This is a genomic window from Lysinibacillus sphaericus, assembly GCF_006864135.1.
GTDB lineage: Bacteria > Bacillota > Bacilli > Bacillales_A > Planococcaceae > Lysinibacillus.
The window spans coordinates 57,558-80,498 of the sequence record NZ_SADV01000021.1; the positions used below are offsets into that span (position 1 = coordinate 57,558).

Sequence of the window (22,941 nt, forward strand, 5' to 3'; positions counted from 1 at the left end):
CATGTTCATTCATGATACAGTGACAGATTTCACCGATAATTATCTGCCTACCATCGATTATTTAAAGAAATATTATGAAAAGCATGCGAGCCATTTTGAAGAATACTTTCGATATCATTGCCATAATGTAGATAAAAAAATGAAAATGGCTATTCCAAAGCACCAAGAAAAGATTTCAACGTTCATTGAAATAAAAGATAAAATGCCTAAGCTTATTAGTGATATTGCAAGGGACTATGAGCAGATGTACGATATCGCATTTACAAAAGATGTACATTTGATTATAGGTTTATACGGAAGTAATGCTTTTACTTACCGACAAATCATACCCGAAATTGCATTTTGTTTAGAGAAACTTTCCCCTCAAGATCGCCATTTACAAATTATTATTGCTCATGAGTTTGGGCACGCTTTACACCATTTATTATCCGAAAGAAGCGGTGTTGATTGGACAATGGTAGACTGGGAGAGCCCATTCACTTGGCTTTTGCAGGAAGGTATTGCAACGTATTTTTCTACAAAGGTGGTACGTGCGAGGAAAGATGAATACTTTGCGTTTCAAGAAGACTTAGAGTGGATAACATTTGCTACAAATAATAAACAAATAATTATTGAAGCGTTTTTAAGCGATTTAACTTCAAGAGCAGTTTATCTTGAATGGTTCTCTATTAATGGAGGTAAACGATTTGGTATTCATCGCTTAGCTTATTTTATCGCATATGAATTCATACAAAGTTGCCTTCAAGAACTTGAAGAATTGGATGTTATTACATTATGGCGAAACGTTAACTATCAGGATATTATTTATCAACAGTTAACCAAAATGACAAAGAAAAATGGATGAATTAACCATTTATAATGCAAATGACTACGATTTTTTTAGCAAATCTTTTGAGGTCATCTTTCTGAAGATGACCTTTTTGTCTATGGAAGAAAAGAAAAAGACGTTTCTAGACGCCTTTCCTCTACTCAAGTAATATTCTAATAACTTTTATTTTGTTTTATCGTTCATCTTATTAATTAGTTGAACAGCTTCATCAATATGAGACACATTCAAAATTTTCATGTTGATATTTTGATCCTTTTGAATCTGTGCGGCTTCTTCTGCATTTTTTGTGGGAATAATCATGAAAGGTAAACCGTATTTCTCTGCGATTAGCATTTTTTCTTTTAGTATCCCTATAGGTAGGACGTCACCCGTTTCGCTTATTGCTCCAGTCACTGCAATGGCTACGTTGTTTTGTAAATCGCCTCGTATAATGAGCCCTGTTAGTGCTAGCCCTAACCCAGCACTATTTCCACCAATATTATCTTGATTAAAAAATTCATTCATACGTACATCTTCTTTACCTAGATAATGATTAACGTTGTCTTTCATTTGCTCTAATTCATTCTTCTGAAGATGAAGCCACTTTAAAATTTGCTGGTTTTTGCTCTTATAAAGAACTAAATTCGTAATTTCATCCACATTTACAAAAGGCACTTGTTGTTTATTTAAAAGATCTTCAACAGATTGAATACTCGTCATAAATTGAAAATCTACTCTATTTACGCCGATTAAATAAATTTCACTACCTTTGGCATGTAATGGCTCTGTGTATATGTATGCGACATGAGAAGTTCCTTCATAAAATATAAGGGGGAATTCGAAACAAAATAGCAAGAACATTATATAAGTAGCGTGCATGATTCTTCTTTTATATAGTTTGTTTCTCAGTAAGATCCGAGCTATTAATAAGATGATAAAATTAATCAATAGTAAAATAACAAAAGAAATTCCGCCTATTATATCTTGAAGATACAAAAATAAAATGACACCATAATAGAGAAATACAAAAAAGAAAGTCACGATATAAAGCAAACTTATTTTGCGATTAGAAATATTCTTCACTCCTTACTTTAATATTTGTCTAATTTTAAATTTAGGATTTTAATCTTTAACATCCCAATTTATTTATTCCTGAAATCCTTTGATAATCCTTCTTATTCGAAAATCTAATTGATTCTTACTTCTTCCCTACATTACACACTTTCATATTTTTTTAATTTCCTGAACAACAAAAAAAGCGTTAACCCTTTTCGATTAACGCCCCCCTAAAGCTGAACAAAGTTCTACCAACCTTTAAAACATGTTTTTTTTCAGTCTCTTTTTGTCTCTTCTTATAATTTAATTACGTATTTGTTTGAAAATCTAATACGCAATACCTACACGCGATTTCACATATTCTTTACTCTGAATTTGTAGATAGGCAAACTCTGCGGTATCTGCTACAGATATTTCTACCCCACCATCCGGTAAAAAGTCTCGTTCGATACGATAAGTGCCCGTATATTCACCATCCGGTAAGTATGTCGGACAGACAATTGTCCAATCAGTATTAGAGTTTTTCAATAAATGATAGACTTTATGATGCTCCTCTGCCGCAAAGGTTGTTTTTCTTTTTGATTCGCTCGATTGATAACGTAAAATACTTGGTGTCAATCGACTTTGTAGAATACTAGCTGTTCCGACAGTTATCATTCTTTTCACATGCTCTTTTTCCATTGCATCAAGAATTAGCGGCATACTTTCAGTTAATGTATTTGTGCCATCAGTATTTAATGCACTAATTACAATATCTACATTCGCCATGACCTTTGCTATATCTTGTTTTTCTAAAACATTTCCTTGTACAATATGTAAATTTTCATCATTTATTTTTAGTTTATTTGGGTGACGAACTAAAGCTGTAACGCTATGTTTATCTCGTAACGCTAGGGAAACTATATGGCTACCAACGCGTCCAGTGGCACCTAAAACTAAAATTCTCACTATGATCACCTCGTTTCTTGATTATAGCATACAAATGTTCTGTAACGATTTAGAGGTCTCTTATCCTTAAGCGTTGTTAATGAACATCAGTAAGTCTGATATTAACGATAAATAGCTGAAGATCATTAGTTTCCGCGATACTATTGACGATATTTTGGATTTCGCTTTCTGTACTCTTTTCGAGTTTATCTAAATTATGTAATTGTATCGTTATTAGTTGATTGCTCGGAGTTTCAATTAAGTAGCCGATTGTACTATCTGGAAAATAGCCTGCTGCTCGTAACGCTACTATAATTTTTTGTGTAAAATTCGTGCTTTGTAATTTTTCACCAATTTCTTCACTATAATTTGTATCGGGATTTTTTTGAATGGGTCTTTCATATGAAGGTTGATTATATTTTAGCAATGCTGCAGTTACTAACATCAAGGAAAATAAAATAAAAAGGCCTTTTATTAATCCTCTCATATGTTCTCTCCATTTCATCTTTTTAATAGAATACGCTTATCATATTAAATAATGAATGAATCTCACTGGCCCAATATGAAATATTTGTTTAATAATCCCCATAATATTTGCCAGACTAACATTTAGATAGCCTAGCAAGGGGACAATATTTACCTTAATCGTTTATTCGTTTACGATTACTTTCACAACAGGTTCTAATTTTCCTACATATGCATCCCCAACATAATCAACATCTATTACTATAGCTCGTGGCACGAAACGTTGAATGCTTTCCAAAAGACGTGCGGTGTTACGTCTTTTGACAAGCTGGAAAGGTGGAAGCGTGTCTAGTCTTAAACCATAATCTCTGTAAAAAGGGCAAGATATTACGAAAGTAGATAATATAAAAGCTACATTTTGTAATATTTCATCAACACCTGTAGCATTAAAATCAATATTGCTTGTGGCGGTCACTTGATGTGTCATCCTATCAACCTTTCTTCTACGATACATGGAAAGATGTTAGTAATCTTTCTTAATATGAGCTTTTCATCGAAAAACGAGCACTTAGTTATTTATGCTAAATGCTCAAAAGTTATGAACAAAGCACACATTCTCTATTGTATGTATTCGATTCAATGTATCGTTAAACAATTGCACAGTGTCAGGTTCCACATTCATCCCGCTTTTATCATTGGATTTCACATTAAAACATTATTTATCTTATTAGTGCGTAATAAATCACATACAACCAACTTAAACAACCATGGATGATTGCCCATATAATGGAATGATTTACACTCCAGGAAATAGTAATGGCTAATACGGAGCCAAAACTAATTCCGCTCTTAATAACTGTTTTGTTTTCCATTTTCCTCACCTTCTTTACTTTGCTAATTTCAGAAGTTTGCCTCCTCATCATTATTCCTCCTAATCATGTCATCAATAGATGTTTGTTTGTAACATCTATCTTATGATTTATGATTTCACTGCTAATAAAAATCGCAATGAACACGCCATTCTTGTAGTTTTGGATTAAAAAAGAAATAGAAATTTCCATTATCGACGATATTGAAATATGCCTTCTCGTCTGAGGCAATCTGTAATACAAAGGGAAAGTCCTCACCGTAATCATGACCACTTTGACAAAACGCTGGATAGCCACCTATTTTATGAATAGCGTATATTTCCTCTACAATATCATCGATGTATTCAAAATCCTCCTCGTGCTCTAACCTTAAAATTTCATCCTCCACATCAGATGGAATCCCACCTCCATCCCATGTTGGATAATCATTATCAATATGTTTTGGAATAAGCGGAAAAGCGCGAATACGGTCATGCTGCCAATTTTGCTGGATTAACCCTTCTATTGAGGTATATGCTCTTATTTCAAAAAAACGGCTAAGATCATCTTCTATGAGGTGATCAAATATTTCATCATTGATAAATAATGTTAGCAGTTCAATATGCTTTAGTGACGCAGGCACAAAAGAAAGGTCCTTTAAAAATAAGGTCGCTAGTGGCTGAAACCCTTGTGGCCTCTGTTCCTCAGGTAAAGACCATCCAACATAGCCAATCCAGCTTTCTAGCAGGTCATATGTAGGTCTAAACCCACCTGTTTCAAAAATCGTTGCCTGTCTCACTAGCTGTGCCTTAATATCATCAATTTCCATTAGCTGATCCCTCACTTCGACAAATACAATCTACGACATGATCATTAACCATTCCTGTTGCCTGCATAAATGAATAGCAAATCGTACTTCCAACAAATTTAAAGCCGTCTTTTTTTAATTGCTTGCTCATTCGTTCACTAATTTCTGTTGTAGCAGGTACATCAGCTATGGATGGCCATTCATTGCTAATCGGCTGATGATCCACAAATTCCCAAATATACTTAGAGAAGGAGCCGTATTTCTCTTGTATCCGTAGAAAGGCTTGAGCATTCGTCACAACACTAGCAATTTTAAGCTTATTACGTACGATGCGAGAATCCTGACGAAGCTCCTGTAGCTTGTCATCCGTATAGAGTATGATTTTCGAAGCATCAAATTGATCGAAAGCTGCCCGGTAGCCTTCTCTTTTTTGTAGAATTGTCCACCAGCTAAGTCCAGCTTGTGCCCCCTCTAAACAGAGCATCTCAAATAAATACTGATCATCATAGACGGGAATACCCCATTCTTTGTCATGATACTCAACATATAAAGGTTCATCTAACTTGACCCATTCACATCTTTTCATTTATATATCCTCCATTTTATGTATTCATTTATCCCTATTATACAAAGCCAGCCTTTTTGTGTATTTTCCTTTATAGTAACGGTTTAAAACCCAACACTTTCAAACAGCTACTTGATTTCAGGTATTTGTTTTATAGGCTTTCATATGATAATTAATTTTATAGAGCTCCGGAATTATGATTCTTCACATCGTCCTTCAATATTCTAAATACATCCTTCACAACAGCTGCTATGTGCAGCAAAAAATAATGCGTTTGGAACGCTGTAATCGTATCAAAAAACTAATCTGTGTACGAAATGCTAGAAACACTTGCTTTGGTCACGATCACTTTTCCATTTGCACATCCATACTATAGATTTTACCACTTGGATTAATATTCGATAAGGATTGAAGTGTTTTTCCACCTCCACAGCTAACAATTAATACAAGATCACCATCATTTATGGCTTCCTGTTTCATTAGCCAAGTATTCATACTACTATGCCCCTTATGCAAAATTCGTAGCATCATTGAGCCTATGAATCCTCTTGGATTGTTAGCTTGTACAATTAATCGTTGGAAAAGTGTCATTTCAAATTTCCCCTTTGTCATTTTCACTTTCAAAAATTTGTTCCGAACTAAGAATTAAGATGTCTTGTGTAGCTAACCTTATTAAGGCTGCTTCCTTACTTTGATCAGTAGCACCTGCGACTGCATCCCCCACAACAGTTACAGCAAAATTTCTAGCTAGAGCCCCTTCCACTGTTGCAGTTACACAGCCTTCTATAAAAACGCCCGTTACTATTAATTCGTGGATGCCATTATTGTTAAATACTTCATTAAGCTAGGATTACTAAATGCATCCGCTTTATTTTTTGAAAAATACACCCCCTCAGCTTTTAATAATCGTTTATCCATTTCCGCACCTTTACTCCCTTTTAATGCAGTGAATTTTCGTAATAGGTTGGAAAGTACTTGCTTTCGCTCAAATTCATTCCTAATATAGAGGATAGGGGCATTTGATCTTTCAGCTCTTTTTATCAGGTCATTAATGCCTTTTAAAATGGGCTCAATTTGATGCTTTGCCACAGGCATTCGGGCTTGATTACTAAGGTAATCATTTTGAATATCGAGTACCATTAACGCGTGCTTCAAAATATTAACCTCCCTGTATTTTTATATTTTTACGTTCTTAAAAAGCAAAAAGTTTCAATTTTCACCATTTTAAACAAAGGAGACTCAATATGATTAAACAAGCCACTAGAGAAGATGTTCAAACAGCATCATTTTTAGCACTACAACTCTGGCCAAATCATACGTTAGATGAATTTAACGAAGAAATGGCGCAACTAATAAATGCTGAAAACGCTACGATTTTCCTGGTATATGTGGATGATGAAGCAGTCGGTTTTGCACAATGTCAACTCCGAACAGATTATGTTGAAGGTACCCACTCAAGCCCTGTCGGCTATTTAGAAGGACTCTTCGTAAAAGAACAATATCGGCAGAAAGGCTTTGCAAAGCTTCTGATCGAGAGTTGTGAGCATTGGGCTAAACATAAAGGATGTCTAGAATTCGCTAGTGATTGTGAAATGCAAAATCTCGAAAGTCTAGCAGTCCATCTTAAATTAGGTTTCACCGAAGCAAACCGCATTATTTGTTTTACGAAGGAATTATAAAAATGAGGTGATCCCCCTACGGAATAACCTTATTCGTTATTTTTGTTATCTGCGAGTATATAGACAGTTAATATTGCAAAAAAGAAAAAAATCACAAGTGCTTTTTTACACACTTGTGATTAATATTTGTTCGATATATAAAGGATCTATAACAGGAACACAAACCTTAAAAGTCCTTTTATTTTGGCTATTATATGTACTATTTATTAATTTAAATATGTATTGGCTGAAATGTTTCTTTCGCGCTCGTCCATTACTAGGTGGATAATAAATGCAAGTTGTTGCTCTATTCGCTCATTGTTAAGATACATAATGTTCGCAATTGCTTTTTTTTGTTTTTCTTCTAATCCTACCTTCTCAAGCAATAACATAATTTCTTCTTTCGAAAGCCCAAACATACTTTTTTCACCTCCAATTTAATTATTTATTATTTTATAATCATTATTCACTTTTCTCAAACAGCGAACTAATACAACCATTCCATGACCTATTTTCACTAATTATAGGATAACACATGGACTTAATTAATCCAAATTTTACTTTATTTTAATAAAATTCCAACTTCTATAAAAAAACATTATTATTCAATAATAATTTTCAGTGAAGGATGTGTAACGATTTTTGATATTTATTAATTCTATTATAAAAATATCAATCCCATTTGTCGAATTTTAGTATTCTACAGCACGGCTTATAAGTCTAAATACGAAAGCATGTTTGAATGAATAAGGACAACAAATAAAATGCTCATTTTTTTAATACATTTTTATCTTTATTATACATCATCTGTCGTTACACATTGCTTTTAGCTCACAAAAAAAGTAATTTCAAAATAATCGAAACTACTTATCCTTCTTTTGTATTCGGTTAATTTACACTGTTTTGTTAATATTATTATCTGGGACATTAATGTTAAATTTTTGTAAATTTTCAACTGGTATTCGTAATTTTTCATCCAATTTTTGGATACCAGCTATTTTTGTTTGATTGAATATAACATTCTTTGTCTTGTCACTAGTATTGACTGGCAAATTAACTATTCTCGACGTTGTATCAGTCTTCCATATTGTCTTGTTAGTATACCCTTCGATAAATAATTGGCTCTTCCCCTGTACAATAGCCGGTATTTTTACAGCCGTTAAATCTGTATACACCATCTCAAGTAAAGATTGATTGGACATCGCTAAAAATGGGCGATCTGCTTTATCAATCGTACAATGCTCAATACGCCCGATTGACTTATCAGACCAAACTATTGCATATTTACCTTCATAACAGTTGCTAAATTCACTATTCGTAACTTCAAAAATAGCATCAATACAAGTAATCGCATTTCCGCTAATGTGGTCAAACGTACAATTATCTGTAAAGAGTCGAGCATTATTTATATAAATATGATGACTTTCAAGCTCTTGAATTATTGTATTCTGCAGCGTAATTTTGGCGTGATCATTGCCATAAATACCACCCGCCTGCCCAAATTGGATCTTACACTGATTGAGCTTTAACCCGCTTGAGTCAATAATAAAGTGAAATTGTGGGTGTTCTTGGAGATCACACTCTGTCATCGATACATCGGCTTCGTTGACAATCGTAACGCCTGTTGCCCTTCCCTTATTTATCCTACATGTACGAAACTCCGCTTTACTATTTTCAATTAACAACTGAGACTTCACATGACGCTGGATCTTACAATCATATATGATCGCCCTAGATTTCTCACCAACATATAGCCCGTTTCCTACTCCATCAGAAAAGATAGAATCTGTCACCATCAATTCACTTTGATGAACAACCAGTTGCGTGTCTTGATGATGCTTGATTTCACAGCCATCCATCGTTAGTTTCGAGCTATCAAAAACTTGCACCCCTACATCTTTCCCTTGGTGAATAAGTGTATTGGTCATTGAAATTGAACTGAAGGCTGCTACAATTTGTGCCTTTTTATGTCCATGAATTTCACAATCCACAAGCTCCATTTTCACTTCACGCATTGCATAAATGCCATTCGTTTGCCCTTCTAACAGCATACAATTAGTTAATGCGATTTCACTATTTTGCACATTAATTTGAGCTTTAACATGATGCTGGATCGTTGTATCCACTAGAATAACGCTTGAGCCATTATCAATACTTAAACCAAAATGATTGATTGGACTTGCTAAAATATCGACATTTTTCATCATTAAACTACCGAAGCTTACGGTCACTTGTGTCTGCACCATTTGTTGCTCAATGACACAGTTTTCTAGCTGTAAATCTCCCTTTACATAAATACCATGCCCTTGAGTAAAACGCAGGTTTCGCATATTTACAAGTGTCTGATAGCGGATAAACACGCCCCCTTTAATGGTCACATTCCCCACTCCATAAAGTGTCAGCCTTTTGGAAATTTCGAAGCTTTCTTCATATATCCCGTCCCGGATTTCAATCAAATCCCCCGGCTCTGCCTCTTGAATCGCCTGCCCAATACTTTGGTATCTGTGCATAATACTTCTTTTTACAACAAGTGTCGCCATCTCTACACTCCTATGTCGGTTTTCTTTTATTTATATCCCCATTGAACTTCCTATTATTCAATTTTGTACAAATAATTTACAATCGATTCATTTATAGAGCGTAGACAATACATATATTTTCTATTTCATCCTTCTAAAGTAAACAATAAAAAACCAGCAATTAAACAATTTTCTCGTCATTGCTGGTTTAACTGATTTTAAATTTTCGGTGCAGCTACTTATGATTCCGTATTAAATGCAAGTCCAGAATTACAACAGACATAATTACAATTTAAATTTCCTAACAAGGTCGTTTAAACTCTCTGCCATTTGTGCTAAATTGGCTGATCTATTATTGATTTCATCCATAGAGCTGGCTGCTTGTTCGATTGTTGCAGAACTTTGCTGTATGCCTGCAGCGGATTGCTCCGAGACAGCGGCAATTTCGTCCACTGAGTTATTAATATTGACAGTGCTTTGTACTACGTCTTCTAGCTTTGTCGTCATGCTGTCAATGTTTGCTGACATTGAGTAAACAGCTTCTGCAATCTGGCTGAATGTTTCATTTGTGGAGACAATTTGAGTTGTGCCTTTTTCAACCTCTTCGTAGCCATTTTCCAATGAGGATGTCACCGTGTTTGAATCTTGTTGAATTTTTTGTACGATGCCTGTGATATCGTCAACCGAGACTGCTACTTGTTCAGCAAGTTTACGAACCTCATCTGCAACGACCGCAAATCCTTTACCATTTTCTCCTGCTCGAGCCGCTTCGATCGCTGCATTAAGTGCCAGTAAATTCGTTTGTGCAGCAATACCCTGTATCACTGCCACGATTTTTGAAATGTCCTGAGTTTGTTTACTTAGTTCGTCCACCTTATGAACTGCATCCTTCACAATATGATGAATGGATGTCATTTGCTCAGTAGATGCGTCCATTAAATCTTGGCCCTCTTTCGTTAAAGCCATAACATTTTGGGAATATTGCTGAACATCCGTACTGCTATTATTGACATCTGTTATCTTTAAGGTGAATTCTGTCATTGTTGTAGCTACATCTGATGCATTACTTGCCTGCACTTCTGTGCCACTCGCGATTTCAGTGACTGTATCAACAATTTGTTCCGTAGCCGTTTTCACCTCTGTCGCTGATTGCATAAGCTCTTCACTATGCGCAGCTACATCATTCGACACTGTTTGAATTTGCTTTAATAAACGGTTCAAAATATCGGACATCGTATTAGTTGCTTCTGTAAGCCTTCCTACTTCATCTTTGGAATTCACCACAAGTGCAGGCTCACTTAAATCACCTTCAGTAATTCGTTGCATACGATTTGTCACAGCGATGATTGGTCTAGAAATGATTCGAGCACTTAATAATGCAATCACGCTGGACACGATAACAATCACAATACCGACGATTATACCTGTAAGCTGCTTAGTCTCCCCTGCACTGACAATGTCTGCACCAGTCGCATTAATCGATTGCTTACGATGCTCTGCTAACCCCTCAAAGCCTTCACGTATTTCCGTCGCCTTATTACTCATAGTTGCTAAATTTTTCGTCGCTTGTTCAATTTGGCCTTGATCATAAACAGTAAATACTTCTTTTTCAATATAACTGCTCCATTCTTTAGCCATTTCCGCAAATTTGTTGAAATCACCTGTCTCTGATATTACTAAACGTTGTTTCTCATTCTCATCCGCACGCTTTACATTATCTTCAAAAATTTTCTTATACTTTTCATCACCAGAAAGTACATAACCTCTAGCTGCTGCAATTCTTAGCCCTATCGTCTGAGCTTCCTCATAATCTGTAATTAGTAATTGCATTTCTTCATCAATAATTTGTTCCGTTGCGCTGTTGCTTTGGTTGACTGCATAAAAATTGTAACCAATGTATAAAATCACTACTGCTACTACAATGCTAAAGGAAAAAACGATTCTTTTACTAATTGACTTAAAATTCATTTCAAATGCTCCTTACTTTCCAAATGCAATCTAATGTGCATTGTCATAATTTGCACACCATTAGTAATTTAACACTCTTGAGCCAAGTTTGGATTGATTTGGAATTTTAACTAGATTAAATGAAATAACTAGTTGATTTTCATGTAATTTTTAGCAGATAATAATTTCCATAATTTTCGGACAGATGGACTAACTAGAAAATTACACAACAGGACTTTTGACACACGAAAGGAACAGCCTCAAAAGTAGACTGTTCCTTCTATTTAAATATTAATCCCAATAATTAAACATAACATCTCCGATTGTTTTACTATCAAAGTGTGAAATGTATTTCCATTCTACCTCCGATAAACTGTGCAACTCCTTATCCTGCATCAACAATGTGTTTAGTGTATCGGCAGTAAGGCATTTACGCATCGGAAAATATTTGTGCAATTGAGCTTTTGTTAAAAATTGGAAGTTTAACTCTTCATCAAACTTTGCAAATGCAATATAAGGCGTCAGCCTATGATGAATGATCGTCAAACACTCATCTTCCAGTTGAATCACCGCTTGCATATAAACAAAATGAGGCTGATCAATAAATTGTAGAGCTTTTGCTCGTTGTTCACTTGTAACTAAATGATAAACCATCGACTGGAAAGATCGCATATCCTGTTCAATGAGATGGTCTGCATCAAAACCTGAAATCCCTTTCGTTAATCGCAACGAATCACCCCTTTATTATTGTGTCTATATGACCTTCTAGTAAAGATAGGCTGATTCCTTCAATAAGACTCTATTTTCTTGTTATTTGATAGTTAATTTCTAAAAAAGGTAGACCGAAAATACGCATTTTGTGCACAGCCGTTAGTGTTGTTTCATCTTCTGCCTTTATCTTAAAATGCTCCTGTAAAGGTAGTTGAAATAAAAAATGGTTGATGGCTAAATAAATCCCAGCATCCCCATCGTGATTACTCGTTAAATATAAAGCACCATTCTCATCATATAAATGTAACACGCCAATCATTGTTGAAAAAGGCAGTGGAAGTGCAATATTCATATAGGTGGTTTGTCCTGTCGTATGCTTTGAATAGATTGCGACAAAGGTTGTTTGTTTGTCTATTTTACGAATCCAGGCACGTGGAGCTGGACGTCCATCGTATAGCTCATCAACTTTAACAACCTTTCCTGTCATCTCAATTTGCTTACTGGAGAAGGGTAAATTCAGCTGTTGCATGAAGCGACTTAAGCCTTGATAAATCAAAGCAAACGGTTTAAACCAGATTTTCCACCTTACAGATGCCATTAATCGATACTGATTTGTTTCTTCATAAAAATGTGAAATGATGTGTGGCAGCTTTGTCGTATCCACAAAGTCACTAAGCGCATCGACTAAACCAGGGTGCGGGTCTTTTCGTTCTCGCAATTTCCCCCTAATTTGGCTTACTGGAAAATGGAATGGTTGAAATTTAGTTTCGGGAATAGCTATAGCCCAAGCTAGCACCCCTACACTACCGAAAAAAATACCATTCATAAATCCATGAAATTTTAGCATTTCTGGTATCCCTACATAGCCAAATGCATACATAAATGACCATATTATCGTGATACATAGTGACCCATAGGAAATGCGTAATAGTAAACCTTGTCCACGAGGAAGTTTCGTTTTTAAAGCAAGGAAAAATAAACTGTAAATTGCTGCGATATAAAGTGTCACTGATATAATTTCTATTATTGTAGCGTACGTTATACCTATTGCAACAAGAAGTGGACCTGTCAATAATATAACAACGACTGCATTGTACCATCTACTCTTATGTATTCGCCCAAAAAGACCTATAGAAATAGTTAGTAAACAAGCTGAATAATGAAAATGGATGGCTGTTAACCATGTTATTAACGATGAAAAACCTGTATCGATGTTGGCGATAAAAGCAAAAAACCATAGTCCACCGATCAATATATAAATAAGCCCCACGTCAATTGATATCTCAGCCATGTTTGTAAAGCCTCGCTGTAAAAATCGCTTCAAACCTTGTATAGCTATAAACGCCGTATAAAGAACATAAATAAGTACGAGAACGATTGCTATCCAGCCTTCAGACCACCAATGTAACAACGTAATAGCAAGCATCATCGTGACAATAATAGCATCGCCGGCTTTGTTAAAGGAAATGACCATTTTCACCATCGCTGGAACAAAGATCAGCTGTGCAACTGTGAGTAGCAACAGATATTCAGGCTGCGGGCTAAACAAATAACAAACGACCGACAGCATAAGCCCTAATAGTAGGACAGGACTACTTAGATTGTTGCGTAAATTCACCAGCATACATCATCAGCCTCCCTATTATTGGATTATGAATGGACACATGAATCGTAAACACATTCCTTTTGTCATCAAATCCTTCCTCGACGATAACACGCCCCTCTAATATTTTGGGTATTGAACATTCTATTTTGGAAACTACAAATCGTTGGACTCCGGAGCGAATGACCAACTTCCCCTCACCAGTCACCGCAAAATGCAAATCTGAATAAAAAAGAGCTGGTGATCCTAAGTAATCTTTCACTATTTTTCGGATTGGATCAATCGTCATTCTCGCATCAAAATGTCTAGTGCTGTTTGAAAAATGGAAAGTACGCTCCCATAACACTTCAAGTTCCCCATTTGGTAATACTCGACAAGTATTACAAATTGAGAATGGAACATCGTCGCCTGATTCTGGAAACAGGAATCTAGTTTTGGTAGCTATCGCATAAAAAGGACGCAGCCACTTTGCACCAGATTGAATTTTATGCATCACGCCAGTAGCATAAAAAGGCTGATCTACAGGTAACATATAACGCTTCTGTAGCATTGGATGGAGTCGAGTAAAGTCCTCACCTAATAAAGTTTGATAAATCGTCATGCTGTTCCTCCTCGCTTTCGTTTACAGCTTTTGGCACTCGGCATATCTTTACTTAAAATCAACCCGATAATGGACATTACCCACAATGCTACATTAAGTGTTACAGGATTAAATGGAGCAGAAGCAATCGTTTTATCTGCTAGAACGGCACCCAATGTTAAAAATGGAAATAGCAATATTTGCACACCAAACAATAAACGCTTTCCTCGAGGCAATAACCAACAAAGTGCAAAGATGATCTCTTCAAGTCCAATCCAGTTTACGATTTGGCTAGTGTTACTCTTAGGTGATCCTGCTAGTTTTTGTATTGCTGTAGATTTGTTCGCTGCAACATTTCCGCTCGGCTCGATTGCTGATCCGCTCTGCTCAACGCCCGATCCATTCAACTGACTAAAATCCCCGCCTAGTAATTCCTCAATCATCATCACCTCAGTAGGATGTTGTACGATAATTTTCGGTACAAGACCGTGGTACAACCACACAAAACAAAAAAGCACACTGATAAGCATTGTTAAAAAGAAGCGACGATACTGAGAAAAAGGATTTTCTCCTTTTTCAAGCCATCTTTTTAAAACATCAAAACTAAGAGCTGTAGCCCAGCCCATTACGGGACGAAACACAGCATCAAATAATTTCCCTAGTTTCCCGTAGCGAACATCATAATCATACTGCGTTAAAAATGTGAGCCCATTGTCGTTAGAAATGTATTTCCAGTACCCTTTCCCCTCTGCAATTGGAGATATTTTTTGGGGTGTGCCAAAATGTAACGAGGATGTTTTCGTGCCATCTTTTTTATGATGCTCTCCTTTACTCTCACCCCAGCCACTAACTGATATGCCCGGCATCACCTTCGTTTCATAGGTAAAGTGTTGAGGTTCTTCAGGAGATTTTTTATCGATATATGTAATAGAAGTAAAACGTAAATCCCATTGCTCATGCAGCTTAGGGTTTTGAGTATATTCCCAAGCCTCATTGATGGGTGCTCGTATATCCACCTCCACATAAATAGGCTTTTTCTTCATCTTTATATCCTCCTTCAAACAAGCTTATTGGTTATTTAAGTTTACTTTCTATAATCCTCCATAACCACCACTCTATTAATGGTATTATAGCAATAAATTAATTTTTCACCATAAATTGGACTTTATCCATTTAATCGGAACAATACCATAACATAGGGTTGATTTCCGTTCCTACTGGGCGCTTTCGCACAGATAAAACTTTGTTGCTGCTACGTTAGCATTTCGCTTTTGCACAGTAAACTTCCGTTTCGCTCCAGGGTCTTGGACGAACACGGTGTTGGTCACGAAGGCGTTATAAAAGGTTTATCCGTCGGAACGAAGATCAACTAATATACATTGTAAAGTCTTTAACAAATGCAATCTCCTGTTTTTTGGGGGAATGACCCACTAAATTCCCATAAAATAAAAAAAGTTGAATCGAAATGATAGTTTGCCAAGTCTAATAGTCAGAAGGAGGCGTTTTTCATTACTACACTGCAAGAATCACTAGTACAGTTAGCACAAAACGGAGATGAGCAAGCTTTTTATCAGCTTATTGAGCAGGAGCAACATAAGTTATATCGAATGGCTTATGTTTATGTCCAAAATGAAAATGACGCCGTAGAAGTTTTTCAACAGTCCATTATCCGTGCATATGAGGGCTTACCTCAATTAAAGGACCCTCAATATTTTTCTACCTGGTTAACGCGCATTATTATCAATTGCTGTAAAACCTATCTTGCCAAGAAAAACTCGGTACAGCTTGTAGAACCACATACATTAAAGGATCTTAAAAGTACATCACCTACCTATATCGAAGAAGAACTTGATTTATGGCATTCTCTCTGCGAGCTAGAGGAAAAATACAAAACGGTTTTACTATTACGTTTTTATCAGGACTACTCGGTAAAGGATATTGCAGTGATTTTACAATGTCCTGAGGGCACTGTAAAAACTCATATTCGCAGAGGCTTACAAGCTTTACGACAACAATTAAAGGGGGCATATATTGATGAATGGGTTCAATCCGTTGAAAGGAGTTATTAATGCGATTCCAATCCCCGAAGGACGTTTAACAGAAGTGTTACGTATTGAAGGGATGTCAAAAATCTTTCAACAAAAGCATCATACGGTCAATGCATTAAAAAATATCCATTGTACGATTTATGAAGGCGAAATGGTGGCCATTATGGGGACGAGCGGTTCTGGTAAAAGTACACTGCTCAATATGATTAGTGCCATCGATGAACCGACTGAAGGAGCGTTATTTTTATTTGGAAAGGAAGCGCATGATATTTATCAAGAGCCAAAAGCATCGAAATTTCGTAAAGAGAATATCGGTTTTATCTTTCAATCATTCCATTTGTTAAAGGATTTATCAGTTGAAGATAATATCGCGCTCCCCCTTATCCTCAATGATGTGCCAAGTAAAGAGATCAAAGTCCGTGTTCAGCAAATGATGGAGAAGCTAAATATTGCCGCCTGGGCAAAGCATCGACCAAATGAGCTTTCTGGTGGTCAAAAGCAACGGGTTGCTATAGCCCGCGCCATCATTGCAAATCCACCAATATTACTGGCAGATGAGCCGACTGGTGCATTGGATGTGAATACGACCGATGAAATTTTAGAGCTGTTAGTAGACTTGCAAAAAAATATGAATCAAACCATGTTACTCGTGACACATGACCCTTATGTGGCTACTTATGCAAATCGCGTATTATTCTTCCATGATGGTGCCATTGTGGACTCCTATCAAAATAAGCAAACGGCAGAGGATTTAGATTGTATTTTAGCAAAGTTTAAGCTTATTACTAGAGGTGATATGTAATGTTTACGATGCGTACTATTGCTCTGAAGCTATTTCGTGCAGCGTGGGCCAATGTATTAACGAGTATTAGTATTATCACCATTTCTATTTGTCTAGTGATGACAATGAGTGTTTACATATGGAATGCCCATAGTCAAATGAAAGAAGACATACAAGCACAATTTGGCGAAATGGATTTAATGGTCGGCTATAACCCCGATCAAAATAGGTTGTTAACTTCACAGCAAATTGAAAATTTCGAAGCAATGACTGGTGTTACAAAAGTTTCGAGTGTGTCACTTGCTCAAACATATGTTGAAAATGAGAAAAATACATCATTTTATACAGTTGGTGTGGAAAATGATGACTTAGTGAAAAGCCGCTATCATTTTAATGTCGATCTTGGTCCGAACGAAGTTGTGATTGCTGAAAATGTGGCACGTCTTTTTCACAAAGAGGTCGGCGATACGCTAAACGTTACTTTCAATAAAACGGTTGGAAACTCTGTTGAAGTAAATATAAGTAGCTTTACGATACAAGAAATCCTTCCACCCCTTAAAGGTACAGATAGTCCTAATTTTATCCTTATGCAAAATGATGAGTTGAAAACTTGGATGAATAATAGTAATGCACAAACAGCTGGTATGTTTGCACTCATTAAAACAGAAGATAATGTGGCTACCTTAGTGGGTACGGAATTGAAACAGTTTGATGAAACTTTACGTGTAGATGTTATGAGTGACTACGATGAAATTAAGAGAAATTTACAAGCATTAATCATTTTTATGGTTGTACTTTCATTCTTTATACTACTTATTTCAAGTGTTTTACTGCTATCAACATTCCAGCTATTATTTTACAAAATTAAAGAACAGCTTATGGTATTTCGTGCACTTGGCGCCTCCACAGAGCAAGTAGGACGCATTGTACAATTGCAATTATCTACAATCATTGGCTTCGGCGTATTGCTGGGGACAGCGGTCAGTTTATTGGTAATAAAAAGTTGGCTACCACAGCTCATTACCTTGATGAAAATGCCGGATTCAAAAACTGATTTACCGATGATCTTTGTGTTGGTGATTGCTATTGTAAGTTTTTTATTGCTACAGTTAATCACACAATGGCAAGTTCATAAAAGCTCAAGTCTATTACCTTTACAAATCGCAACAGAGAATGAAAATTTAAGTTTACGATGGACAAAATGGAAAACGATTGTTGTGAGTGGCGTTGCGTTCATATCACTATTCTTCTTTTTGAATGCTTATCAAGTCGGTAAAAATAGTGGCAAAGGTGCACTAATGATATTAATTGGTACATTACTTGTTAGTGGAATTTTCCTTTATATAATGCCATACCTCTTTACAGCACTATTCAAAATTACATTAAAGCCTATTCGTACTGTGCTCGGCAAAGAAGCATACTTAGCGTGTCAGCAGCTTATGCCACAAGTACGAAGAAATATGCCGATTATACTTAGTATTATCGGGTTAATGGTCATTTTAATATTTGGTAGCTCTTTATTTAAATCTGCTCAGCAAAGCTCATATGAGTATATTAACTCACAATATGAAACATCGATTAAAATTGATAATGAATTAAATGACCCAACCATTACACCGGATTTAATAAATGAAATTGAGGCATTGCCGAGTGTGGCCTATGCCTATGCACGAAGTGAAGCACCTTGGATCGCGCTTGAAGGCGAAAATGGCTGGGAAGAAGGTAGTAACTTCGAGGCCGTTGATGTTGAAAAATACGTCCAATTAAAAAAGCTTGATGCTGTTAAAGGAGATTTGAAAAATGGAGTGATCATTACAGAAAGATTTGCTAGAAAACATCAATTAGCAGTTGGTGATCGTATAATGGCAGGGACATTTGATGAAACACTTCAACAAAATGTGCCAATTGGTGAATTGCTAGTAATTGATGTAGCTCTTGATTCTTATAATAAATATATAGATTTATTTGTGGATTGGTCCTCTTTTATAGTATCTTCTGATTCAACTATCATTACAAACATAATGGTAGAAGCAGATGATACAGAGCAGGCATTAGCTGATCTCTCATACTTACAAGAGCGTTGGCCAGCTTTAAAAATTACTGATAAAGAGACATTTATCAAACAAAATGATGAAATGACCTTCCAACGCTGGAGCCTTTTTGTTGGAGTCTTTGTTATTTTAATTTCTGCTACTTGTCTCGGTGTATTACAAACACTGCTTCACTCCATTTACTCAAAACGTGCCGATTATGCAATTCAGCGGCTTATAGGTCTTTCACCGCGAGGGATAATCAAGCTGATTTTGACGCAAGTGTTATCCTTTGTACTTTATGGACTGGCTGTTGGGACATTTCTTGGACTTCTGTTTACAAAATTAATGTTTACGATTGACGGAGGATCTTATGACTTCGTTACATTAGGTGTTACGAGTACCGTCTTTTTAGTCGCGACACTTACTGTCTTTACGCTACAAGGTTACTGGATAAGTCGTAAAAAATTAGCGAATGAAATGCTTGATATTTAAATGAAAGCAGACCCTCTTATGTAGCAGAGGGTCTGTTTTTCATTTATCGCTCAAATTTTTCAGTTTATCAGACACTTTTTCAAATTTATCGACATCTTACGCTCCTACAAACAGCACTGCCTGTCCGATCGCAATAAAAAATGCTTCATGCTGTATCGGGCTGTTGTCTTCAATTTGTAGCGTAATCTCAAAATGCGTCTCACAAAAAATAGCTTGCCAGCGTGCAATTGGTTGATCATCAAGAGAAAATATAGACCAGTCCTCCATCTCTTTGTTCAGATTTATTTTTTGGACGCCATCTGTAATGATTAAATCAGGGATCATAATTTGCCAGCCATCATAGGCAATCATATACTCTTTGCCTGTGACGAAATCCTTCCCTATAAAATGCACTCGACCACGACGCGACATCTTCTTACATGTGAAAAGAGACTGACCAGTGACATCACTAACATCAAAACGTACAAAATAGCGATAGTCCATCGTGCGGTCAAATGCCTTTTTCAGTCCATTCGAATAAACACGTTGAACAGTCGACGATACTTCCCCCGCTTCATTTAAAATGGCTACTGATTCTGTTGACTCAATGGCCGCTGGTTGTTTGTATGTATAAATCTTCAATCCGTTCGCTCCTTCATTCAGTTGCTTTCTATAAACTAACATAAAATAAGCGCCAAATACAAAGGTTGTATTTGACGCCTGAATGTTTATTTATTTTGCTTAGGTATTTCTACTGCGAATGGTTGGAACTTCACTTCTTTTAGTGATGACTTATCGAATGGTATTTTTGTTTCTATGCCATCCTTATCCATTTGTACACCGCCCCCGTCTGAAGGAAGCATTAAATATGGAGTAATCGTTAATTTTTGAACATCGTGTGAAATCGGGTCAAAAGACTTGATGCTGCTAAAGTTCCATACACCATTATCGAAATGACCTTCTACTCCACCAGAATGCGAAGTAATCTCCTGGCCATTCTGATCGGTAATACGGAATTCTATAAACGATGCACCTACTTGTGGATTATCAATTGTCCCCTTTTCAGTAGCTTTATAGTCAAGTGCTATACCTGATGGGCTTAATGAAATTTTGGACACATTCAGTTGAATGCCCTCTGCTTGCTGCTGATGATTAACTGGTACATCAATAATATTCGTAATCTTTTTAACAGGAACTGTAAATTCCCATTTCTCCCCTTCTTTCCCTTCTAACATTAAGCCCATTTCAAAGGAATCCGGCATCTTTCCCATCACAGCAAATCTTGCAAGACCTGTATGAACCGTTGGGCTTATTACCTTTTCATTAAAGCTTCCAGATGCCACTTCAGGGTTTTTACCATTAATAGTAAAGTCCAGTCCTGCCCCAAAGTAATCCTTACTTAATTCCTTTTTAGAATTAACTGTAAATCCTACCGTAATATTAGATTCATCATAAAGAACTTCGTCTATCGTTACAGAAATACCATTAATTGAATGATTTTCTCCAATAGTGCTTGTTAATCCTTGTTCACTAGCTTGTTTTAGCCCAGGTAAACCTGAGTTACTGAATACCGACCCGACAATTGGTAGTTGTGATAATGTGCTTGCGAAAGTTGGTGATACATACGCGGCAGAACCTACCATAATACTAAATGCGGCTGCTGTACTTGCTACATATAATAATGGTTTTCGTTTGCTTTTTCTTTTAATTTGTACAGGTGTTTGAGTCATATTTTTTTGCTCCTCTGCTTGTTTTATGCCATTGGCAATCGCTGCTCGTACCTCATCCCTTGGGAATTCCGGAAGGGTACTGTTTTCATTAAATGGCTTTTTCATTAAACGTTGCACTCCTTTCTAATTCTCGTTTTAGTTGTTTTTTTCCACGATGCAAATACGTTTTAATAGTGCTAACTGGCTTTTCCATTACTTCTGATATTTCTTTAATCGGTAAATCATGATAATAAAATAAAATGATGGCCATTTGCTGAGAATGATTCAAAAGCTGTATAGCATCCGATAAATCGATTGGATTCGCCATAACATTTTCTTGCTCCTGTAAACTACTTAATAATTCACTTTCTTCATAAGGAATGATTTTCTGCCCTTTTTTTAGCAAACGATAGCATTCATGTATTAAAATCCGAAACAGCCATGTGGAGAAAAATTCCGGATGCTTTAGTTGATGCACGGTTAGATAGGCTTTACATGCTGCTTCTTGAATAGCGTCCAATGCATCCTCTTTTTGGCCAACATAAGAAAGCGCGGTATAAAATAATTTTTCTTCCTCTAAAATGAGTAGCTGCTCAAACGCTTCCTTATTTCCTGTAATAGCCTGTTTAACGATCGATAAGTCATGTTCCATGCTGTTTCCTCCTTTCAATACTTAGAGTAATTAACCCAATCAAAAGGTTTCACTTTGAAAAAAATTCTTTTTATAAACTTCTATCCAAGAGAGCGAGAACCGCTGATAGAACACGGAACATCGCTGATAAGAGAGCCATAATCGCTGATTGAACGCGAAACATCGCTGATAAGAGAGCCATAATCGCTGATAGAACGCAGAACATCGCTGATAAGAGAGCCATAATCGCTGATAGAACGCAGAACATCGCTGATAAGAGAGCCATAATCGCTGATAGAACGCAGAACATCGCTGATAAGAGAGCCATAATCGCTGATAGAACGCAGAACATCGCTGATAAGAGAGCCATAATCGCTGATAGAACGCAGAACATCGCTGATAAGAGAGCCATAATCGCTGATAGAACGCAGAACATCGCTGATAAGAGAGCCATAATCGCTGATAGAAAACGGAACATCAGTCAGTCCTTAATATTGTGTAAAATTCTATACAAAGTTTTTCAACCCCGATTTTAATTTCCCTAAATTTTTACAGCTTACGTTGAAATTTGCCGCTAAAACTTTGAGTTTCGCCGCCAACCACGCAAAGAACGCCGCTAAACCCTAGAATTGCACCGCCAACTAAGCAAAGAACGCCGCTAAACCATAAAGTTTCGCTGCTAACAAGCTTTTTATCAGTCAAGTCCTTAATATTGTGTAAAAATATTATACAAAGTTTTCAACCCTGATTTTTATCTAAACGTCTGATTGATA

23 protein-coding genes and 1 pseudogene are annotated in these 22,941 nt (G+C 36.3%); 5 read left to right on the forward strand and 19 right to left on the reverse strand.

Annotated features, from left to right (window positions below; genetic code table 11):
• Position 1: 1 nt before the first annotated feature.
• Entirely contained in the window at positions 2–844 is an 843-nt protein-coding gene (locus C7Y47_RS19145; RefSeq protein ID WP_142510213.1) for a M3 family metallopeptidase, read from the forward strand.
• Positions 845–991: 147 nt separating this feature from the next.
• Here C7Y47_RS19145 and C7Y47_RS19150 read toward each other — a convergent pair whose 3' ends face one another.
• The 8 genes and pseudogenes from C7Y47_RS19150 to C7Y47_RS26160 all read right to left on the reverse strand — a co-directional run bounded on the left by C7Y47_RS19150 (position 992) and on the right by C7Y47_RS26160 (position 6,617).
• Positions 992–1,528 carry a S16 family serine protease gene (locus C7Y47_RS19150; RefSeq protein ID WP_185903537.1) on the reverse strand — a complete coding sequence of 179 codons (537 nt, stop codon included), beginning with the start codon at positions 1,526–1,528 and terminating at the stop codon, positions 992–994.
• A 663-nt stretch (positions 1,529–2,191) separates the two neighbouring features.
• Positions 2,192–2,812, reverse strand: coding sequence for an NAD(P)-dependent oxidoreductase (locus tag C7Y47_RS19155; RefSeq protein ID WP_142510215.1), 621 nt, complete (start codon positions 2,810–2,812; stop codon positions 2,192–2,194).
• A gap of 76 nt (positions 2,813–2,888) precedes the next feature.
• Positions 2,889–3,278, reverse strand: a complete 390-nt coding sequence (locus C7Y47_RS19160; protein WP_142510216.1) for a hypothetical protein — start codon at positions 3,276–3,278, stop codon at positions 2,889–2,891.
• A 162-nt stretch (positions 3,279–3,440) separates the two neighbouring features.
• Positions 3,441–3,731 (reverse strand): hypothetical protein, encoded by a 291-nt coding sequence (locus C7Y47_RS19165; RefSeq protein ID WP_255505263.1) that lies wholly within the window; start codon positions 3,729–3,731, stop codon positions 3,441–3,443.
• A gap of 518 nt (positions 3,732–4,249) precedes the next feature.
• Positions 4,250–4,933 (reverse strand): DUF1963 domain-containing protein, encoded by a 684-nt coding sequence (locus C7Y47_RS19175; RefSeq protein WP_142510218.1) that lies wholly within the window; start codon positions 4,931–4,933, stop codon positions 4,250–4,252.
• Positions 4,923–5,498 (reverse strand): DNA-3-methyladenine glycosylase I, encoded by a 576-nt coding sequence (locus C7Y47_RS19180; RefSeq protein ID WP_142510219.1) that lies wholly within the window; start codon positions 5,496–5,498, stop codon positions 4,923–4,925. The genes C7Y47_RS19175 and C7Y47_RS19180 overlap by 11 nt, the downstream gene beginning before the upstream one ends.
• A 324-nt stretch (positions 5,499–5,822) precedes the next feature.
• Positions 5,823–6,068: a hypothetical protein gene (locus C7Y47_RS25830; protein ID WP_255505264.1), complete on the reverse strand. Its 246-nt coding sequence runs from the start codon at positions 6,066–6,068 to the stop codon at positions 5,823–5,825.
• Position 6,069: 1 nt separating this feature from the next.
• Positions 6,070–6,617: pseudogene (locus tag C7Y47_RS26160) on the reverse strand (cysteine hydrolase family protein).
• Positions 6,618–6,721: 104 nt separating this feature from the next.
• On the opposite strand from C7Y47_RS26160, the gene aac(6') reads away from it, so the two are divergent.
• Entirely contained in the window at positions 6,722–7,156 is a 435-nt protein-coding gene (aac(6'), locus tag C7Y47_RS19200) for an aminoglycoside 6'-N-acetyltransferase (protein ID WP_142510221.1), read from the forward strand.
• Between the two features lie 206 nt (positions 7,157–7,362).
• On the opposite strand, the gene C7Y47_RS19205 is transcribed toward aac(6'), so the two are convergent.
• From C7Y47_RS19205 to C7Y47_RS25835, 7 genes are all read right to left on the reverse strand, one after another.
• Positions 7,363–7,554 carry a hypothetical protein gene (locus C7Y47_RS19205; protein ID WP_132358405.1) on the reverse strand — a complete coding sequence of 64 codons (192 nt, stop codon included), beginning with the start codon at positions 7,552–7,554 and terminating at the stop codon, positions 7,363–7,365.
• A gap of 474 nt (positions 7,555–8,028) precedes the next feature.
• Complete coding sequence (locus tag C7Y47_RS19210; protein ID WP_142510222.1) at positions 8,029–9,675, reverse strand: right-handed parallel beta-helix repeat-containing protein; 1,647 nt, start codon at positions 9,673–9,675, stop codon at positions 8,029–8,031.
• Between the two features lie 264 nt (positions 9,676–9,939).
• Complete coding sequence (locus C7Y47_RS19215; protein WP_142510223.1) at positions 9,940–11,622, reverse strand: methyl-accepting chemotaxis protein; 1,683 nt, start codon at positions 11,620–11,622, stop codon at positions 9,940–9,942.
• Between the two features lie 270 nt (positions 11,623–11,892).
• Entirely contained in the window at positions 11,893–12,330 is a 438-nt protein-coding gene (locus C7Y47_RS19220) for a hypothetical protein (RefSeq protein WP_142510224.1), read from the reverse strand.
• A gap of 70 nt (positions 12,331–12,400) precedes the next feature.
• A complete protein-coding gene (locus tag C7Y47_RS19225) occupies positions 12,401–13,936 on the reverse strand; it encodes a YndJ family protein (protein ID WP_142510225.1) in 1,536 nt (511 codons plus the stop codon).
• Positions 13,905–14,516 (reverse strand): DUF4166 domain-containing protein, encoded by a 612-nt coding sequence (locus C7Y47_RS19230; protein WP_142510226.1) that lies wholly within the window; start codon positions 14,514–14,516, stop codon positions 13,905–13,907. The genes C7Y47_RS19225 and C7Y47_RS19230 overlap by 32 nt, the downstream gene beginning before the upstream one ends.
• Positions 14,513–15,538: a DoxX-like family protein gene (locus C7Y47_RS25835; RefSeq protein WP_255505266.1), complete on the reverse strand. Its 1,026-nt coding sequence runs from the start codon at positions 15,536–15,538 to the stop codon at positions 14,513–14,515. The genes C7Y47_RS19230 and C7Y47_RS25835 overlap by 4 nt, the downstream gene beginning before the upstream one ends.
• 564 nt (positions 15,539–16,102) lie before the next feature.
• Between C7Y47_RS25835 and C7Y47_RS19240 the strand changes: the two genes are divergently transcribed.
• The 3 genes from C7Y47_RS19240 to C7Y47_RS19250 are packed head-to-tail and all read left to right on the forward strand — an operon-like array spanning position 16,103 to position 19,849.
• Complete coding sequence (locus C7Y47_RS19240) at positions 16,103–16,564, forward strand: sigma-70 family RNA polymerase sigma factor (protein ID WP_255505267.1); 462 nt, start codon at positions 16,103–16,105, stop codon at positions 16,562–16,564.
• Between the two features lie 52 nt (positions 16,565–16,616).
• Complete coding sequence (locus C7Y47_RS19245) at positions 16,617–17,345, forward strand: ABC transporter ATP-binding protein (protein ID WP_436970123.1); 729 nt, start codon at positions 16,617–16,619, stop codon at positions 17,343–17,345.
• The gene (locus C7Y47_RS19250) at positions 17,345–19,849 is read left to right on the forward strand and encodes an ABC transporter permease (protein WP_142510229.1); all 2,505 of its coding nucleotides are present in this window, start codon (positions 17,345–17,347) and stop codon (positions 19,847–19,849) included. Before C7Y47_RS19245 ends, C7Y47_RS19250 begins: the two co-directional genes overlap by 1 nt.
• A 96-nt stretch (positions 19,850–19,945) precedes the next feature.
• Here the strand turns inward: C7Y47_RS19250 and C7Y47_RS19255 are convergent, their stop codons facing one another.
• The 4 genes from C7Y47_RS19255 to C7Y47_RS19270 all read right to left on the reverse strand — a co-directional run bounded on the left by C7Y47_RS19255 (position 19,946) and on the right by C7Y47_RS19270 (position 22,646).
• A complete protein-coding gene (locus C7Y47_RS19255; protein ID WP_142510230.1) occupies positions 19,946–20,470 on the reverse strand; it encodes a tubby C-terminal domain-like protein in 525 nt (174 codons plus the stop codon).
• 86 nt (positions 20,471–20,556) lie between these two features.
• Positions 20,557–21,663, reverse strand: a complete 1,107-nt coding sequence (locus C7Y47_RS19260; RefSeq protein WP_142510231.1) for a DUF4179 domain-containing protein — start codon at positions 21,661–21,663, stop codon at positions 20,557–20,559.
• A complete protein-coding gene (locus C7Y47_RS19265; protein WP_142510232.1) occupies positions 21,647–22,189 on the reverse strand; it encodes a sigma-70 family RNA polymerase sigma factor in 543 nt (180 codons plus the stop codon). The genes C7Y47_RS19260 and C7Y47_RS19265 overlap by 17 nt, the downstream gene beginning before the upstream one ends.
• A gap of 70 nt (positions 22,190–22,259) precedes the next feature.
• Positions 22,260–22,646, reverse strand: coding sequence for a hypothetical protein (locus tag C7Y47_RS19270; protein WP_142510233.1), 387 nt, complete (start codon positions 22,644–22,646; stop codon positions 22,260–22,262).
• Positions 22,647–22,941 lie beyond the last annotated feature (295 nt).

Coding starts and splice junctions, on each gene's coding strand:
- C7Y47_RS19145 (WP_142510213.1), top strand. CDS start 2: ATGTTCATTCATGATACAGTGACAGATTTCACCGATAATTATCTGCCT.
- C7Y47_RS19175 (WP_142510218.1), bottom strand. CDS start 4,933: ATGGAAATTGATGATATTAAGGCACAGCTAGTGAGACAGGCAACGATT.
- C7Y47_RS19150 (WP_185903537.1), bottom strand. CDS start 1,528: ATGACGAGTATTCAATCTGTTGAAGATCTTTTAAATAAACAACAAGTG.
- C7Y47_RS19160 (WP_142510216.1), bottom strand. CDS start 3,278: ATGAGAGGATTAATAAAAGGCCTTTTTATTTTATTTTCCTTGATGTTA.
- C7Y47_RS19210 (WP_142510222.1), bottom strand. CDS start 9,675: ATGGCGACACTTGTTGTAAAAAGAAGTATTATGCACAGATACCAAAGT.
- C7Y47_RS19240 (WP_255505267.1), top strand. CDS start 16,103: ATGGCTTATGTTTATGTCCAAAATGAAAATGACGCCGTAGAAGTTTTT.
- C7Y47_RS19260 (WP_142510231.1), bottom strand. CDS start 21,663: ATGAAAAAGCCATTTAATGAAAACAGTACCCTTCCGGAATTCCCAAGG.
- C7Y47_RS19225 (WP_142510225.1), bottom strand. CDS start 13,936: ATGCTGGTGAATTTACGCAACAATCTAAGTAGTCCTGTCCTACTATTA.
- C7Y47_RS19265 (WP_142510232.1), bottom strand. CDS start 22,189: ATGGAACATGACTTATCGATCGTTAAACAGGCTATTACAGGAAATAAG.
- C7Y47_RS19230 (WP_142510226.1), bottom strand. CDS start 14,516: ATGACGATTTATCAAACTTTATTAGGTGAGGACTTTACTCGACTCCAT.
- C7Y47_RS19180 (WP_142510219.1), bottom strand. CDS start 5,498: ATGAAAAGATGTGAATGGGTCAAGTTAGATGAACCTTTATATGTTGAG.
- C7Y47_RS19245 (WP_436970123.1), top strand. CDS start 16,617: ATGTCAAAAATCTTTCAACAAAAGCATCATACGGTCAATGCATTAAAA.
- C7Y47_RS19250 (WP_142510229.1), top strand. CDS start 17,345: ATGTTTACGATGCGTACTATTGCTCTGAAGCTATTTCGTGCAGCGTGG.
- C7Y47_RS25830 (WP_255505264.1), bottom strand. CDS start 6,068: ATGACACTTTTCCAACGATTAATTGTACAAGCTAACAATCCAAGAGGA.
- C7Y47_RS25835 (WP_255505266.1), bottom strand. CDS start 15,538: ATGAAGAAAAAGCCTATTTATGTGGAGGTGGATATACGAGCACCCATC.
- C7Y47_RS19215 (WP_142510223.1), bottom strand. CDS start 11,622: ATGAATTTTAAGTCAATTAGTAAAAGAATCGTTTTTTCCTTTAGCATT.
- C7Y47_RS19205 (WP_132358405.1), bottom strand. CDS start 7,554: ATGTTTGGGCTTTCGAAAGAAGAAATTATGTTATTGCTTGAGAAGGTA.
- C7Y47_RS19270 (WP_142510233.1), bottom strand. CDS start 22,646: ATGTTCCGTTTTCTATCAGCGATTATGGCTCTCTTATCAGCGATGTTC.